This window comes from Buchnera aphidicola (Kaburagia rhusicola ensigallis) (assembly GCA_039830025.1).
Taxonomy (GTDB): domain Bacteria; phylum Pseudomonadota; class Gammaproteobacteria; order Enterobacterales; family Enterobacteriaceae; genus Buchnera_B; species Buchnera_B aphidicola_AW.
Window position 1 is genome coordinate 332,178 of record CP140040.1, and the last position, 17,798, is coordinate 349,975.

At 25.7% G+C, this 17,798-nt stretch carries 13 protein-coding genes; 5 read left to right on the forward strand and 8 right to left on the reverse strand.

The genetic code is table 11. The annotated features are described in order from the left end of the window. Positions 1-288 precede the first annotated feature (288 nt). The 5 genes from rpsA to serS form a co-directional block, all read right to left on the reverse strand. On the reverse strand, positions 289-1,971 hold the full coding sequence (gene rpsA, locus U0T55_01440; GenBank protein ID XBC42591.1) for a 30S ribosomal protein S1: 1,683 nt from the start codon (positions 1,969-1,971) through the stop codon (positions 289-291). 97 nt (positions 1,972-2,068) lie between these two features. Beyond that, entirely contained in the window at positions 2,069-2,758 is a 690-nt protein-coding gene (gene cmk / locus U0T55_01445) for a (d)CMP kinase (protein XBC42592.1), read from the reverse strand. Between the two features lie 137 nt (positions 2,759-2,895). Beyond that, entirely contained in the window at positions 2,896-4,176 is a 1,281-nt protein-coding gene (aroA, locus tag U0T55_01450; protein ID XBC42593.1) for a 3-phosphoshikimate 1-carboxyvinyltransferase, read from the reverse strand. Positions 4,177-4,258: 82 nt separating this feature from the next. Then, positions 4,259-5,359 carry a 3-phosphoserine/phosphohydroxythreonine transaminase gene (gene serC / locus U0T55_01455; protein XBC42594.1) on the reverse strand — a complete coding sequence of 367 codons (1,101 nt, stop codon included), beginning with the start codon at positions 5,357-5,359 and terminating at the stop codon, positions 4,259-4,261. Positions 5,360-5,471: 112 nt separating this feature from the next. After that, positions 5,472-6,764: a serine--tRNA ligase gene (gene serS / locus U0T55_01460; protein XBC42595.1), complete on the reverse strand. Its 1,293-nt coding sequence runs from the start codon at positions 6,762-6,764 to the stop codon at positions 5,472-5,474. Between the two features lie 756 nt (positions 6,765-7,520). On the opposite strand from serS, the gene trxB reads away from it, so the two are divergent. From trxB to aspS, 3 genes are all read left to right on the forward strand, one after another. After that, entirely contained in the window at positions 7,521-8,480 is a 960-nt protein-coding gene (gene trxB / locus U0T55_01465) for a thioredoxin-disulfide reductase (protein XBC42596.1), read from the forward strand. A gap of 73 nt (positions 8,481-8,553) precedes the next feature. Next, positions 8,554-8,772 carry a translation initiation factor IF-1 gene (gene infA, locus U0T55_01470; protein XBC42597.1) on the forward strand — a complete coding sequence of 73 codons (219 nt, stop codon included), beginning with the start codon at positions 8,554-8,556 and terminating at the stop codon, positions 8,770-8,772. Positions 8,773-9,020: 248 nt separating this feature from the next. Continuing rightward, complete coding sequence (aspS, locus tag U0T55_01475; GenBank protein ID XBC42598.1) at positions 9,021-10,757, forward strand: aspartate--tRNA ligase; 1,737 nt, start codon at positions 9,021-9,023, stop codon at positions 10,755-10,757. Positions 10,758-10,939: 182 nt separating this feature from the next. Here aspS and znuB read toward each other — a convergent pair whose 3' ends face one another. Both znuB and znuC read right to left on the reverse strand, forming a co-directional pair. Next, the gene (gene znuB, locus U0T55_01480; GenBank protein XBC42599.1) at positions 10,940-11,719 is read right to left on the reverse strand and encodes a zinc ABC transporter permease subunit ZnuB; all 780 of its coding nucleotides are present in this window, start codon (positions 11,717-11,719) and stop codon (positions 10,940-10,942) included. A 41-nt stretch (positions 11,720-11,760) separates the two neighbouring features. Further along, positions 11,761-12,471 (reverse strand): zinc ABC transporter ATP-binding protein ZnuC, encoded by a 711-nt coding sequence (znuC, locus tag U0T55_01485; GenBank protein ID XBC42600.1) that lies wholly within the window; start codon positions 12,469-12,471, stop codon positions 11,761-11,763. A gap of 409 nt (positions 12,472-12,880) precedes the next feature. Between znuC and U0T55_01490 the strand changes: the two genes are divergently transcribed. Further along, the gene (locus U0T55_01490; protein ID XBC42601.1) at positions 12,881-13,945 is read left to right on the forward strand and encodes a peptidoglycan DD-metalloendopeptidase family protein; all 1,065 of its coding nucleotides are present in this window, start codon (positions 12,881-12,883) and stop codon (positions 13,943-13,945) included. 45 nt (positions 13,946-13,990) lie between these two features. Here U0T55_01490 and pyk read toward each other — a convergent pair whose 3' ends face one another. Continuing rightward, positions 13,991-15,430 (reverse strand): pyruvate kinase, encoded by a 1,440-nt coding sequence (gene pyk, locus U0T55_01495; GenBank protein XBC42602.1) that lies wholly within the window; start codon positions 15,428-15,430, stop codon positions 13,991-13,993. Positions 15,431-15,847: 417 nt separating this feature from the next. On the opposite strand from pyk, the gene zwf reads away from it, so the two are divergent. Beyond that, positions 15,848-17,317, forward strand: a complete 1,470-nt coding sequence (gene zwf, locus U0T55_01500; protein XBC42603.1) for a glucose-6-phosphate dehydrogenase — start codon at positions 15,848-15,850, stop codon at positions 17,315-17,317. The last annotated feature ends 481 nt before the right edge of the window (positions 17,318-17,798 follow it).

Consider the following 17,798-nt stretch of genomic DNA (forward strand, 5'->3'; position numbering starts at 1 on the left):
GTAACTTAGCATTAAGTTTTGTAATTTATAATTATTACATTATACTTGTAATCATTTTTAAAATGTTAAGCTTATAAAATTTTAAAAAATATAATTTTTTTGTATCTATTGAATTAAAAAATAGTCTTAAACACGTCTTAACTGAACAAAAAATAAAAAAATAAAAAAATTAAACGTGCTAATTAGAATTTTAATAAAAATAATGATGTTTTGCATACTTGCTATAAAAAATTCAAATTACATTATAAATTATATAAATATACTTAATTAAAACTATAAAATATGTTGTTAATCTACATTTTTTGCAGCTTTAAATGCTTCAGTCATAGCATTTGAAAAATCTTTTTCATCTTTCTTTTTATCTTGTTGTTCAATACCTTCTTTTTTATCTAAACACTCAGACATGATAGCAGATAAAAAAATAGTTCTATTTTTTCGATCAATATTATTTATTTTTACGTCTACTTGTTTTTCAATAACGAAGTTTTCAAAAACTGGTGAAATATTAGTGTTTACACAAGATAATTCTGATACTTTTATGTATCCTTCAATAAATTCAGTTAGTTGAATGACAATAATTTTATCATCCATTTTTTTAACAATTCCAGATACTACCTCTCCTTTTTTATGATCAGAAATATATTGGATAAATGGATCTTCTTCTAATTGCTTGATACCTAAAGAAATACGTTCTCTTTCAGGATCAACTTGTAATACTATTACTGAAATTTCATCACCTTTTTTATATTTTTTGACTGCTTCTTCTCCTGACAATATCCAAGATATATCAGATAAATGTACTAATCCATCAATTCCACCCTGTAATCCAATAAAAATCCCAAAATCGGTAATAGATTTTATTTTTCCCTGTACGCGATTTCCCTTGCTATTTTGTTTTGAAAACTCTTTCCATGGATTGATTTTACATTGTTTTAACCCTAAAGAAATGCGTCTTTTTTCTTCATCAATATCTAATACCATTACTTCTACAATACAGTTGACATGTACTACTTTAGAGGGGTGAATATTTTTATTAGTCCAATCCATTTCTGATACGTGAACTAAACCCTCTACACCTTCTTCAATTTCTACAAAACATCCGTAATCTGTTAAATTTGTAACTTTTCCAGTTAATTTTGAGCCTTCAGGATATCTTTTTGAAATATTTGTCCATGGATCTTCACCTAATTGTTTTAATCCTAATGAAACTCGCGTTTTTTCTCGGTCAAATTTTAGTATTTTTACCTTTATTTCGTCACCTATATTAACAATTTCACTAGGATGTTTTACTCTTTTCCATGCCATGTCTGTAATATGTAGTAGTCCATCTACCCCGCCTAAATCTACAAAAGCACCATAATCAGTAAGATTTTTTACTATCCCTTTGGATTCCATACCTTCTTGCAACGTTTCAAGTAATAAATTACGTTCTATGTTATTTTCTGATTCAATTACTGCCCTACGAGATACAACAACATTATTACGTTTTTGATCTAATTTAATAACTTTAAACTCTAATTCTTTTCCTTCTAGATGACTAGTGTCTCGAACAGGACGAACATCTACCAGAGAACCAGGCAAGAATGCTCGAATTTCATCCAATTCTACAGTAAATCCTCCTTTTACTTTTCCATTAATCACTCCAAGAACTATGTTAGAATCTTTGTATGCTTTTTCTAAAGTTAACCATGCCTCATGACGCTTAGCTTTTTCACGAGATAATAACGTTTCTCCAAATCCATCTTCAATGGCATCTAAAGCAACATCCACTTGATCTCCTATTTTAATTTCTATATCACCTTTAATGTTCTTGAATTGTTCTATAGGAATAGTCGATTCAGATTTTAATCCAGCGTCGACTAATACAGTATCCTTATTTATGTCGATAATGATACCTTGAATAATTGATCCTGGTTTTGTTTCAATAGTTTTTAAGGATTCTTTAAATAATTGAGAAAAGGATTCAGTCATATTGATGACCTTAAATTGTGATTAAACATCTATTGTTAACATCATGTATAATAGTATTTATTTTGTAAATTCTATGATAGTCTTTATCATAGATTTTTTAAAGTTTAGTATTTATATTAATATCTTTTACATTTTTTATGTATTTCATACATACGTTAACAACTTGCTGTAAACTCATATCAGTTGAATCTATTATGATAGCGTTTTTTTCTGGAACTAACGGTGATATTGTTCTGTTATGGTCGCGATAATCTCGTTGTTTCATCATAAAAAATAATTTATTAAAATCTGTTTTTATTCCTTTTTGTTTTAAATATTGTAAACGTCGTTGTACTCTAACATTTAAATCAGCTTTTAAAAAAAATTTCAAACAAGCACTAGGAAAAATAACAGTACCCATATCTCTTCCATCAGCTACTAAACCTGGAAACTGATGAAACAACCGCTGTTGAAATAAAAGACATTTTCTAATATATGAAATTCCAGCTAATTTAGAAGCAAGATTTCCTATTATTTCTGTATCAATTTGATTTAAAATGTTTGATTTTCTTATTTTATTTTTAAAATTCTTGTTGTTTATAATATTGAAAAAATTTAAAGATCGTGATAAAAAAATTAGATCTTTTTTGTTATATTTTTCATTAGAAACCATTACTGCTAAAAATCTATATATCAATCCAGATTCTAAAACATTCCAATTTAACTTTTCAGCTATTTTTTTACATAATTTACTTTTTCCTGATCCACTAGGGCCATCTATAGTAATAACAGAAATACATTGTTTCATGAAAAACCTTAATTTACAATTCAAATTGCAATATGGGTAGTATTTGTTATGTTTTAAAATTAATGTTAATATTATATGCTACTTGCAATTCAATTTATTTATATGAAATACAAATGTTTATATAAAACATTTGTATTTTAGAAACTAATACATTCTAATTCTTGGAAATAATGTGGAAATGTTTTATTTACGCAACTTGGATTTAATAAAGTTACTTTTTTATTAGACAACGCTATTAAAGAGAAACACATAGCTATTCTATGATCATTATAAGTATTAATGTTAGCATGAAAAAATTTTTCTGGTGGAGAAATATGAATGTAATCATTCCCTTCTTTTATTGTAGCCCCTATTTTTCTTAATTCTATAGACATTGCAGACAATCTGTCAGTTTCTTTTACTCTCCAATTATAAATATTTCTAATAATAGTGTCTCCAATAGAAAATAAAGCAACCATAGCAATGGTCATAGCTGAATCAGGAATATCATTCATATCTAAGTCAACACCATTTAATTTTCCCTTTCGACAACAAATAAAATTTCTTCCTATGGTAATAAATGCACCCATTTTTTTTAATATTTGCGAGAATTTTATGTCTCCTTGAATACTATTTGAACCAACACCAGTGACACATACTGATCCTCCTTTAATAGCAGCAGACGCTAAAAAATAAGAAGCAGAAGAAGCATCTCCTTCTATGAAATATTTTCCTGGTGACTGATATCGTTGACGACCTTGAATATAAAAACAGCTATAAGATTCATTAATTATATTAATTCCAAACATTCTTATTAATTTAAGAGTCATATCTATATATGGCTTAGATACTAATTGTCCTCGTACTATAATTTTAGAATCTAAAGCAGCAAGAGGAGCTGCAATGAGCAAAGATGTTAAAAATTGACTAGAAATTGATCCATTAATAGTTATATTTCCTCCAGAAAATCCTCCTTTTATGTAAATTGGTGGATAACCTTCTGTTTCACAATATTGAATATCCGCACCTCCATTTTGCAAAGCATCAACTAAATGTTTTATCGGTCTTTCTTTCATTCTTTTATCACCTGTCAAAAATACGTTATTTCTATTTAATGATAACACTGCGGTTAAAGGCCTCATAGCAGTTCCCGCATTACCTAAAAATAACGATAGCTTTTTATTTACATATAGTGACTGAAGCTGTCCTTCAATTGTACATATAGTTTTATTGGGAGATAAGGTACAATTGATTCCAAACATTTTTAACGCATCTAACATATATTTAGTATCATCACTATATAAAAAATTATGCAAATAAGTAATGCCTTCTGACATAGCTGACAATAATAGTACTCGATTAGAAATACTTTTTGATCCTGGTAAATTCACAGTTCCATTAATAGATGAAATGGGATTAAGTGTTATAAAATCTTGCATTATAAATCTCTCTAAAAATAGTTATTACATTAACCAAAAAACATATGATAATATTTTCTACTATTTTGAAAAGGTTATTCAATCATCTATATTTTTTTTCAAAAATTTTCATAAATTTTATTAACTTTAGTACACCCTCTATAGGCATAGCATTATAAATAGAAGCTCGTAATCCACCAACAACGTTATGTCCATTTAAATAGTGTAATCCAAAATCATAAGATTCTCTTAAAAATGGTGCAAGAAAATTGTTATTTACAATAGTAAATGTAATGTTCATAATAGAACGATTATGATTAACTATGTTGTTGACATAAAAATCAGTACTATCTATCATGTCATATAACAAATTAGCTTTATTTGTATTATATTTTTGCACAACTTTCAATCCACCTAACTTTTTTATCCATTTTAAAACTAAATTAGACATATATAAAGAAAACGTAGAAGGTGTATTAAACATTGAATTGTATTCAGATAATATTTTATAATTTAAAATAGATGGACAGGTACTGTTTACCTTTTTTAATAAATCTTGGCGTATAATAACTATTGTTATTCCGGATGGACCTATATTTTTTTGTGCACTAGCATAAATAACACCATATCGTTCAATATTTATAATTCGAGAAAAAAGAGTTGATGAAAAATCACCTACTACAATGACGTTGTCATTAAAATTTGGTTCTTCATGAATAGCTATTCCTTCAATTGTTTCGTTAGGACAATAATGCAAATAAGCACTTTTAATATTTATATTCCAATTATTGATAGAAGATACATAGTGCTTTTTATTAGAAATTTTTCTAACGTTAATAATATTAGGAATACAATATTTTTTACTTTCTAATGCTGCATTATATGACCAATATCCACTATTAATGTAATCTGGAATTTTTTTGTTTCCAAGTAAATTTATGGGTATAGCTGAAAATTGTCCTCTTGCTCCACCATGACAAAACAACACTTTATAGTACTTTGGAACATTTAGTAATGTTCGCAAATTATATTCTAGTTCTTCTAATACTAACATGAATTCTTTACTTCTATGGCTAATTTCTATGACAGATTTTCCAGAGTCATTCCAATTGCGTAACTCTAATTGTGCTGTTTTTAACACCTCTTTAGGTAACATAGAAGGACCTGCACTAAAATTGTAAACTATATTTTTATTTTTATCCATAAGTTAATCCAATGATATTAAATCTTGATGTTCTACGAATTAAATTTTAATATTAATAAACCTTCACAATACACATTTAAATTTTATATAGTATAAAGAAGCGTTACATGTTTTATAAAAATTTTAATCCTCTCATATAATTTTTTTGTAATATTTTAGGTATTTCTATACGACCGTCGGAGCATTGATAATTTTCTAAAATAGCAGCTAATGTTCTACCAATGGCCAATCCTGATCCATTAATAGTATGTACAAAATAATTTTTATTATTAACATTTGAACGAAATTTTGCATATATACGACGTGCTTGAAAATCTAACATATTAGAACATGAAGATACTTCACGATAAGAATTTTGCGATGGAAACCATGCTTCTAAATCATAGGTTTTTGCAGATGAAAAACTCAAGTCTCCCGAACACAATAGCATTTTACGATATGGTAATTCTAACAAGGTTAAAATTTTTTCTGCATGCAACGTTAATTCTTCTAATTTTTCCATAGAACTATTTGGATGCACAATTTGAACAATCTCTACTTTTTCAAATTGATGCATTCTAATCAACCCTCTAGTATCGCGTCCATATGAAGAGGATTCTGAACGAAAGCAAGGAGTATTAGCTACTAACATTATGGGAAATTTATTTTCTGAAAGTATGCAATTTCGAAATAAATTAGTTAATGGAACTTCCGCTGTAGGTATCAGTACATAACTATTATCTTTGGTTGTGTCAGGAGATAATTGAGTATAAAATAAATCCGTACTAAATTTTGGTAATTGTCCTGTCCCATACAAACTGGATTTAGATACTAAATAGGGTACATAAGTTTCTAAATATTTGTGTTGCACGGTATGTACATCTATCATAAATTGTCCTAATGCACGATGCAATAATGCAATACTCCCTTTCATAACAACGAATCTAGATCCTGACATTTTTGCTGATGATATCCAATCAAAACCATCTATCTTATTTCCTAATTCCACGTGATCTTTAGCTTGAAAAGAGAAATTTCGTATGTTTCCCCAGCGGTATATTTCTTTATTATATGCGCTATTGCATCCATTTGGGACACAATCATCAGGAATATTTGGAATATAAGTTAAAAAAACATGTATTTTTTCCAAAACATTTTTTAGTTTTTGTTTTATATGAAATAATTCTTTAATAATTGTTTTTGCTTTATTTTTAAGATCAGAACAATCTTGATTAATATCATTATTTTCTTTTATAAGATTTGAAATAATATTGTGTTTAGATTGGAGGTTTTCAGTTTTTATCTGCAGTAATCTTCTTTTTTTTTCTAAAGTAATAAACAATTCTTTGTCTAATGAAAACCCCTTTCTTGCTAATTTTTGTGCAATAGGATTAACATCGTTGCGTAATAATTTAACGTTTAGCATATTTTTAATTAATTTTGTATTGTAAAAAATTATATTTAATTTTAATAAAATTTTTTTGATAAATAATATTAAAATGTTAAAAACTATGTATTTTGATCATTTATTACAGTTTGTATTTCAACATATTGGTATTATTGATATTTAAACTTAAAGTACATATGAAACATAAATCATTTGAAATTCAGTTTATATAATATTTGTTTATGCAATGACGTTTTACAATTATTATTCATAAATTTTATTACTTAGATTAAGTTATTATTATTTACATAAATGATATAATTTAATGTTGATGTTTAAAAATCAAAATAAAATAATCATATTTCTTAAAATATATTGTTATTTACATGTTAATAAAATTTTTCAGCAAACAACATAAAATAGTGGTATTAATTATATTTTTATAAGGAAGAAACATTTCATTATCTTAAAAATGTAAAATTATGAATTTCATTAAATTCTAATTATAAACATAATATTTTTGGTAAGTTATAAATTTACATAAAAATTAAGAATGGAATAAATTTTAAAAATGTTACTTATTATTTTATATACTATTCGCTTTTAATAATCTAGTTTATTATGATGATATAATACTATGCATATCGTATATAAAACACATATACTTCTATAAAAAATTTTTTTATCATAAATGTTCTCATTGTTTTATTTTTTGATAAACAAAATTAAATATTTTATTATATACTATATAACAATGTCTTAAATTTCACATTTCTAGTATAAGTATCAAACAATATGAATACTATTCAACATAAAAAATTAATTATTATTGGGTCAGGTCCAGCTGGATATACTGCAGCAATTTATGCATCTCGAGCTAATCTTTTTCCTATATTATTTACTGGAACTAATCCTGGAGGACAATTGACAAATACCAATTCCATTGAAAATTGGCCTGGTAATTCCAAAACTATAACTGGAATAAAATTAATGAATAAAATGTATAATCATGCAAAATCATTAAATACCATTATTGTGTCTGAAGAAATCGTTAAAGTAAAATTTGATGTACATCCTTTAGTATTAATAAGTGAATCAAATAAAAAATATACTTCTGATGCAGTAATTATTGCTACAGGATCTTCAACAAAATACTTGGGCTTACCTTCGGAAAAAAAATTTATAGGAAAAGGTGTATCGACATGTGCTACTTGCGATGGTTATTTTTATAAAAATAAACATGTTGCTGTTATTGGAGGAGGAAATTCTGCAATAGAAGAAGCATTGTATTTGTCCAATATAGCAAAATTAGTGTATTTAATCCATCGAGGAAATATTTTTCGCGCTGAAAAAATATTAATTTCGCGTTTATCAAAAAAAGTAAAAAATAATAATATTATATTGCATAAAAATAGCGTAGTTAATGAAATTTTAGGAAACAATGAAGGTGTAACTGGGATACAAATAATCAATAACAGTAGCACTAAACAACGATATCATGAAATTAATGTATCTGGAGTATTTGTAGCTATTGGAAGTGATCCTAATACTAAAATCTTTATAAATCAAGTGTCTATGAAAAATAATTATATTATTATTAAATCTGGAATACATGGAAACTATACTCAAACTAGCGTTCCAGGAGTTTTTGCAGCTGGAGATGTAATAGATCATGTTTATAAACAAGCTATTACCGCAGCTTCTAGTGGTTGTATGGCTGCCTTAGATGCAGAACATTATCTTAACGCATTATAAAATATCAATACATTAATATAATAAATTTAATTTTTTACCAATTTACATACCTACGTTTAGAGGAAACAATCAAATGGCTAAAGAAGATAATATTGAAATGCAAGGTACAGTAATTGATACTCTTCCTAATACTATGTTTCGTGTTGAGTTAGATAATAAACATGTTGTCATTGCACATATCTCTGGAAAAATGCGAAAAAACTACATTAGAATTCTTACTGGAGATAAAGTGACAATAGAATTAACTCCTTATGATTTGAGTAAAGGAAGAATTATATTTAGAAGCAGATGATACTTTTTGCATAAACATGTATCTATAAACGCGTTATATATCAAGAATATAATTAGTATTTTTAAAATTATCGATTATAACATATTAATAAAATACTTATCTAAGATATATAAATGTTATATTTTTATATTAAATAGCTACAGTATCTGTAATATTACATATAAATTTTTAAAAATGCAGCTTGCATGTAAATTATATCTATATTGTTAATTATATTCGAATACTAAAAAGTTTAGGAATTAATAAGAATGCGCACGAAATACTGTGGGGAATTAACTTTAAATCATGTAAATAAAAAAGTGATATTATGCGGATGGGTTAATAAATATAGAAACATAGGAAAGATATTTTTTCTAGACATGAGAGATCGAGAAGGTGTAGTACAAGTTGTTTTTCATAGTTCATCTACTCATTTGTTTCAAAAAGCTATAAATTTGAAAAACGAATTTTGCATTCAAGTTACTGGAATAGTTCAAGAAAGAAACGAAAAAGACAAAAATCATACGCTATTAACTGGAAAAATAGAAATTTTAGCCTCTTCATTAAAAATTATTAATAAATCACAACCTCTACCTTTAGACTTTCATAAAAAAAATTTAGATGAGTCTCGTTTGAAATTTCGTTATTTAGATTTAAGACGTTTCGATATGATGCATAATATGATAATACGTAATAAAATTACTACCATAGTAAGATCATTTATGAATCGACATAAATTTCTAGATATTGAAACACCTTTATTAACTAAGTCTACCCCAGAAGGATCTCGAGATTATATTGTTCCAAGTAGAATTCATAAAAACAAATTTTATGCTTTACCACAATCTCCTCAACTATTTAAGCAATTACTAATGATCTCTGGAATTGATAAATATTATCAAATTGCTAAGTGTTTTCGAGATGAAGATCTAAGATCAGATCGGCAACCAGAATTCACTCAAATTGACATTGAAGCTTCATTTATAACAGGAAATAAAATACGTAAAATTGTAGAGAAAATGATTAAATATTTATGGAAACAAGTATTAAAAATTCATCTCAAGACCTTTCCAATACTTACTTTTAATGACGTTATAAAAAAATATGGAACAGATAAGCCTGATTTAAGAAATCCTATGAAGTTTATCCATGTTACTGATCTAGTTAAAACAGTAAAAAATGAATTGTATTCTATGTTGAATTTAGATATAGGACATTTAGTAATTGCATTGCGCGTACCAAATGGCGCTATTTTAAATATAAATCAATTAAAAAAATATAATAAATTTATAAAAAAATATACTAATCAAAATTTATTTTTTGCAAAAATAACCGATACACAACAAAAAGAAAATATTCAAGGTTCTATCTTACATTTGTTAGATGACCAAGTTTTACAAAAATTACTTAATGACACGTCTGCAAAACATGGTGATATTATATTTTTTATTTCAGATACTAAAAACTTGGCAAATCATGCCATGAATAAATTAAGAATAAAAATTGGATATGAATTAAAAATTACTGATGAAAATTCTTGGAAACCTGTATGGATTATTGACTTTCCATTATTTAAGAAAAATGCATTAGACTGTTATACTTCTACTCATCATCCTTTTACTGCTCCAAAAAACAAAAAAAAGTTAATGTTAAATAAAAATTTAGACAAAATTCTTGCTAACTCTTATGATCTAGTTATAAATGGATATGAAATTGGAAGTGGATCAGTACGAATTCATAATGAAGAAATACAAAAAACTGTTTTTAAAATATTAAAAATCAATAAAAAACAGCAAAAAGAACAATTTGGATTTTTTTTAAAATCATTACGTTTTGGAACTCCGCCGCATGCTGGAATTGCTTTAGGACTAGACAGAATCGTTATGTTATTAACCAACAGTAATAATATTAGAGATGTAATTGCTTTTCCTAAAACTGCTACTGCTTCATGTTTAACTACTGGAGCGCCAAGTAACATTGATACTGATATATTAAAACGATTGTAAATGATTATGTAAAACTATTGCATAATAAAATATCATTCAAGATATGCAAAATATATTATATTGTATATTAGTTAACTGGATGCAAAAACAACGTTATTTACTTATAATTTAAAATACAATACTATTAAAAATGTAAAAAGTTTTTATCTTAAAATTTAAAAAATTTAATGAAATAATCAATTTTATCTTTTGATATGACTAATTAAAAATATACCAGTCGAAAATAAAACAACAGAAGGACTAACAGGAAAATGAAAAAATATTGAAAATATAACACCTCCTGTTATAGAAATCATTCCTATAAAAATTGAAAAAACAGCCATTTTTTCTGGAGAAGATGAAAAAAATTGCGTAGTTGCAGAAGGAATCAGTAATAATGATATAATAATTAAAGATCCTACAAATTTTATTGCAATACTAATAGTTAAAGCAATTAAAAACATTAAAATAAAATTTATTTTATACACATTAATTCCATCTATTTTAGCTAGATCCGAATTAATAGTTACTAATAACATATTATTCCAATATTTTAATATAATCAAAAGAATTATAACACAACTAAAAAATATAAAAATTAAATCAGAAACAGTAACTTCTAATAAATTTCCAAACAAATAGTTTGTAAAACGTTCTTTCTGGGTGCTTGACACTACACTCATTATCATCATACCTAATGATAGCGAACTATAGCCTATGATTCCAAGAATAGTATCTAGAGATAGGGCCGAATGATATTCAATCCAATGAACAAACACTCCAAAAAACAGAATAATAATTAAAACTATATAAAATGGGTGTATATTAAACAATATAGCGCATGCAATGCCTAATAATGAAGAATGAGATAAAGTATCTCCAAAAGATGATATACGACGCCAAATTATAAATGAACCAAGAGGGCCTGCAATCATAGCCAACAACATTCCAGCTAACCATCCAGAAAAAAGTAATTGATACATATTTAACTTGTTTTATTCTCTTAATATTAAATTTACTTTGTTTAAAAATCGTGATAATGATTATGTTTATGATGATATAAAGCTAACTTATTCTTTTTTAAATGTCCAAAAATAGCAATAAACTTCGAATCTTTCGAAACTACCTCTGGTGATCCTGAACAACAAACATGTTTATTGAGACAAATCACTTCATCAGTATTAGACATGACTACACTTAAATTATGAGAAACCATTAAAATAGCACATTTTAAATCGTTTTTAATTTCGCTAATTAATTTATAAAACATAGTCTGTCCTAAAAAATCCATACTTTGTGTTGGTTCATCTAAAACTAGTAGTTGAGGATTATTTAATAATGAGCGAGCTAATAATATTTTTTGCATTTCTCCATTAGATAATTGTTTTAACGGAGTATCTATTAAATGAATAGCATTTACGCGTTTTAACACACTTAAATTAGATGTTTTATGTTTAAACAAACTCATAAATCTATTGACTGTAATGGGAAGAGTGGTATTAAAATATAGCTTTTGTGGTACATATCCAATACGCAAGTGTTTATTATATATTACTTTTCCTGAATTAGGTTGCAAAAGTCTAAGTATTATTTTTACTAAAGTTGACTTTCCTGCGCCATTAGGGCCAATTAACGTTAAAATGCGATTAGCAATTAAAGTTAATGAGACATTAGAAAGAATTTTTATTTTGTTGAAATTTACTGAAACATTTTTTAATGAAATAAATAATGACATATTTAGCAAACATTATATAAAATTACTAATATAATATGCTATCATAAAGTTATATTTATTTAAATAAAAAATTTTATGTTAGTATGAAACATATATATGTATCCATCATAAAACATAATAAAAATGTTTTATTACAATATTCAACTAAAGTTAACTAACCGAAACTCATGATTAAATACATACAAAAAATTCATAATTTAAATTATTAAAAACGAATTAAAATTATAAAATTAATTTTATTTACATAAAATATACTTAATTTTTTTATAGTATATTGTATTGATAGTTTATAAGGAGAACATAGGATAACCCGAACGTGTTATATAAATTTAAAAATATTTCATTTGTTACTCTTAAAAAAAACTTTATACTTATAGTTAGTTTTTTCATAATTATTTTTTTTGAAATTATGCTTATTAACTGTAGTTCTTTAGATTGCCATACAAAAAATGAACGAAAAAATTTTCAATTTAAAAAAAATTTTAAATATTCTTGTTTCACTAAAAAATACTTTTTTTTAAATTATTTTAAACATAATACATCTCTCAATTATTCTTATAATAATTTGATTAAAAATTTAACGTTTAATAAATTATATACACCAAGTGTCATTCCAAAGCACGATTCATGTTTTTTTACACTGTCAACTCACAATATAAAAAATTTTTCTCATAAAATATTGACATATTATATGGAAAAATATTGTAAATATATAAGTATTAAAGGGTCGTTAAACGAAAATTTCGTAACAACTGCTAAGAATTCTGGATTAGATATAAACGAAATTACTAATATAATGCATATTATAAAACATCAAATTCATTTTCATAAATTAAAACATAATAACCCATTCAGCATTTTAATTAAAAAAAATACATGCGATAAAAAAATTTATAAAAACAAAATTGTAGGTTTTAAAATATATCATAAAGGAACAAATTATTATGGTGTGATAGCAGGAAATGGAAAATTTTATGATAAAGAAGGATACAGTTTAATGGAAACGTTCTTGAAATTTCCATCGTTAAAAAAATATCGCATTTCTTCTACTTTTAATCCGCATAGATTAAATCCAATAACTAAAAAATTTTCTCCTCATCAAGGTATAGATCTAGCCATGCCAATAGGAACGCCTATCTTATCAACAGGGAGTGGAGAAATTATACAAACTAAATTTAGCTTAGCAGCAGGAAGATACATAGCTATTAGACATAATATCAAATATGTCACTAGATATATGCATTTAAAAAAAATTTTAGTTAAAGTAGGAGAAAAGGTAAAAAAAGGAGAACAAATCGGATTATCTGGAAATACAGGTTATACCACCGGACCACATTTACATTATGAAATATGGTTAAAAAATAAAGTTATTAATCCTGAAAAATTAATAATTCCAGAAAGATTGTCAGGAGATAGTTTAAATAAGTATTTAAAATCTCTCAAAGAAATCATTTGGCATCTTAGAAATATTTAGTAAAAATATTTAATTTTTTATTTAATTTCTTTTAATTTCATCAAATTATACTTTTAAAATTCTACTAGTATTAGTTTTTCCTACTTTTCCCATTATATCTCCTTGCGTAATAATTACTAAATTACCTGAATTTAAAAAACCTTTGTTTTTTAATAATATAATTGCATCATTAGCTGCTGATACACCGGAATTTTGGCTGTTAAAAAATATGGGAGTAACTCCGCGATATAAAGAAGTTAACTTTAGTGTTTTAATATGAGAAGATAAAGCAAAAATGGGAAGACCAGAAGTAATACGTGATGTCATTAAAGCTGTTTTTCCTGATTCTGTCATAGTAATAATAGCAGTAATTCCATCTAAATGATTAGCTGTATACATAGCTGACATGGCAATTGCTTCTTCAACATCGTAAAATTTGTCGTGTATCCTATGACGAGATACATTAATACTTGGTACTTTTTCTGCGCCTTGACAAATTTTAGACATTATTTTTATTGTTTCAATTGGATATTGTCCAGAAGCAGTTTCTGCTGACAACATTACTGCATCACTTCCATCTAAAACAGCATTAGCTACATCCATGACTTCTGCTCTCGTGGGCATTGGATGAACGATCATAGACTCCATCATTTGAGTTGCTGTTATTACTACTCTATTTAACTGACGAGCACGTCTTATTAAAATTTTTTGAATACCAACTAGTTCTGAATCGCCTATTTCTACACCTAAATCACCTCTTGCTACCATAATAGCATCTGATGCTAATATAATATCATCAATAATATTTTGATTGGATACTGCTTCAGCACGTTCTATTTTAGCAACTATTTTTGCTATGCTGCCACATTTTAATGCTATATTACGTGCTATCTTTATATCTTCGCTACAACGAGGAAAGGAAATAGCTAAGTAATCAACTCCAATTTTAGATGCAATTTTAATATCTTCTTTATCTTTTTTGGTTAAAGTTTCAGCAGACAAACCTCCTCCAAGCTTATTTATACCTTTATTGTTAGAAAGTATTCCTCCTACAATTATTTTAGTTAGTACTGTACTACTTGTAGTACTAATTACTTCTAATTGTATTCTTCCATCATCTAATAATAATACATCCCCTTTAAAAACATCATCAGGTAATTTTTTATAATCTATTCCTACTTGATGTTCATTTCCTAAATTTGTATTTAAAGAAGCATCTAAAATAAATAATGCTCCTGTTTTTAATATTACTTTACCTTTTTTAAATTTTGAAATACGAATTTTTGGACCTTGTAAATCTCCTAGTAATGCAATATATGTGTCCAATTCTTCCATAATTTTTTGTGCATTTTTAGCTCTAAGCTCATGTTCTTCCTTAGTACCATGAGAGAAATTTAAACGTAGAACGTTTACTCCTGATTGAATCATTTCTTTAAGAACAGTATTATCATCTGTAGACGGACCTAAGGTAGCAACAATCTTAGTTCGTTTAAAATATTTTTTCATATTTTTCCTCTTAAATGGTTTTTAGTAGTATAAATAAATTTCTAATAAATATTTTCGTAAAAATGTAAATCTTAAGTCTCATTTACGAAAATATAACTATGGTATATAATTTTATGAATTATAATCAATACCGTAAATATTTATATTAAATACATTGTAATTTTTAAAGTTTCTAACTTATATAAGCGAAATTAAATAATGTAAATTTTTTATTCAATATAACAATAATATATATTATAATTCATTTACATAAATAATAATAATTTTTTATTATCATATTTACGATAACAAAAAAATGGACATTACATACATACACTGTATGCAATGATCAACGTTATGAATTAAAATAAAAATTTTAGAAATATATAATACAACAAAACTGTAAGTATATAGAATTAAAATGATAAGGAAATAATTATGAAAGAAACAAATACAACATGCTATTTAGTTATTTTTGGTGCGAAAGGAGATCTTGCTTGCAGAAAACTGTTACCTTCTTTGTATCAATTAGAAAAAATAAAAAAATTATCAAAAAATATGAAAATTATTGGAGTTGGACGAGCTAATTGGGACAAAAATATCTATTCAACTGTAGTTCGTAAATCTCTAGAAAAATTTATGAACGAAAATATAAAAAAAAATATATGGAATATTTTTTCTCTTCGATTAGAGTTTTGTAATCTCGATGTCAATAACATTCATAGTTTTTACGAACTAAAAAAAATGTTTATTAAAACTAATCATTTAATTATAAATTATTTTGCAGTGCCTCCTAATACATTTAGTGCTATTTGCCAAGGATTAGGAAAAATAAATTTAAATCTTGAACCTACACGGATTATAATAGAAAAACCATTAGGTTCTTCCTTACAAACTTCTCAAAATATAAATCATGAAATTAGTAAATATTTTAAAGAAAATCAAATTTTTCGAATTGATCATTATTTGGGTAAAGAGACCATACTAAATTTACTGGCCTTTAGATTTTCTAACTCTATTTTTTATCACAACTGGAACAACAATTTCATAGATCATATACAAATAACTATTGCTGAAAAAATAGGAGTTGAAGGTAGAAAAGAATATTTTGATAATACAGGCCAAATTCGAGACATGGTACAAAATCATTTATTACAAATATTAACTATAATTACAATGTCTCCACCAACGGATTTATGTTCTGAGAATATTCAAAACGAAAAAATAAAAGTATTGAAGTCATTACGACCATTTAACAAAAAAAACATCCATAAAAAAGTAATATTAGGTCAATATTCTTCAGGTATCATCAACGAAAAAAAAATACCTTCATATTTAGAAGATATAGGGGAAAACATAGATAGCAAAACTGAAACGTTTGTATCAATGAAAGTAAATATTGACAATAAACAATGGTATGGAGTTCCATTTTACTTAAGAACAGGAAAAAGACTTCCTAAAAAATATTCAGAAATAGTTGTATATTTTAAAAATATACCAATTAATATTTTTAATCACCAAGATGGTAATTTGCCAAAAAATAAAGTGATTATTTCTTTACAACCAAATGAAGGAATAAACATTCAAATTCTAAATAAAATTCCAGGATTAGAATCTAATTATAAATTAGATATAACGAATTTTAATTTTAGTTATTCTCAACACTTTAAAAAATACAAGCTATTTGATGCATATGAACGATTATTATTAGAAAGTATCAGAGGAAATCGGTCTTTATTCGTGAGTCGAGATGAAGTAGAATTAGCATGGCATTGGATTGACTCAATTTTTAGTTCTTTTAGCTCTCAAAAAAAATTGCTGCATTTATATCCTTCTGGAACATGGGGGCCTCGTTCATCTCATGATATGATGCAAAAAGACGGGTATGAATGGAACGACGTTCTGTAAAATTAAAGTTGTATTATAAATATAAGTTAACTAGTATAAAATATTGTCGTACTTAACTATATAGTATTAAAAATAATGTTTTGTCCCAAGAAATGTTGTTATAGTTAATAACTAATATAAATCGTGTTTATTTTACTTTTTTAAACATCTCATTACTGTCCTTAAACATGTAATAATATCATTTAAAATATGTATTATATGGTAATAAATTCTATAAATTTAAATATCACAATAATATAAAACATATTTTGACAGCGACATATACAATATAAATAATTTTGTTTAATAATTAACATTATCTTTTTTATAAATTTATACAGATGCGCATATAAAATATTTTATATCAATAACTAAATTTTAAAAAATATTCTAAATTATATTATTACAGTTATACCTAACATTATTTGAAAATAATTCGAAGTAAAACTAGTTTACAAAGTATACATAAATATCGATTGTAAGTTAATATGAGAATTATTAT

Coding starts and splice junctions, on each gene's coding strand:
- rpsA (XBC42591.1), bottom strand. CDS start 1,971: ATGACTGAATCCTTTTCTCAATTATTTAAAGAATCCTTAAAAACTATT.
- cmk (XBC42592.1), bottom strand. CDS start 2,758: ATGAAACAATGTATTTCTGTTATTACTATAGATGGCCCTAGTGGATCA.
- aroA (XBC42593.1), bottom strand. CDS start 4,176: ATGCAAGATTTTATAACACTTAATCCCATTTCATCTATTAATGGAACT.
- serC (XBC42594.1), bottom strand. CDS start 5,359: ATGGATAAAAATAAAAATATAGTTTACAATTTTAGTGCAGGTCCTTCT.
- serS (XBC42595.1), bottom strand. CDS start 6,764: ATGCTAAACGTTAAATTATTACGCAACGATGTTAATCCTATTGCACAA.
- trxB (XBC42596.1), top strand. CDS start 7,521: ATGAATACTATTCAACATAAAAAATTAATTATTATTGGGTCAGGTCCA.
- infA (XBC42597.1), top strand. CDS start 8,554: ATGGCTAAAGAAGATAATATTGAAATGCAAGGTACAGTAATTGATACT.
- aspS (XBC42598.1), top strand. CDS start 9,021: ATGCGCACGAAATACTGTGGGGAATTAACTTTAAATCATGTAAATAAA.
- znuB (XBC42599.1), bottom strand. CDS start 11,719: ATGTATCAATTACTTTTTTCTGGATGGTTAGCTGGAATGTTGTTGGCT.
- znuC (XBC42600.1), bottom strand. CDS start 12,471: ATGTCATTATTTATTTCATTAAAAAATGTTTCAGTAAATTTCAACAAA.
- U0T55_01490 (XBC42601.1), top strand. CDS start 12,881: ATGCTTATTAACTGTAGTTCTTTAGATTGCCATACAAAAAATGAACGA.
- pyk (XBC42602.1), bottom strand. CDS start 15,430: ATGAAAAAATATTTTAAACGAACTAAGATTGTTGCTACCTTAGGTCCG.
- zwf (XBC42603.1), top strand. CDS start 15,848: ATGAAAGAAACAAATACAACATGCTATTTAGTTATTTTTGGTGCGAAA.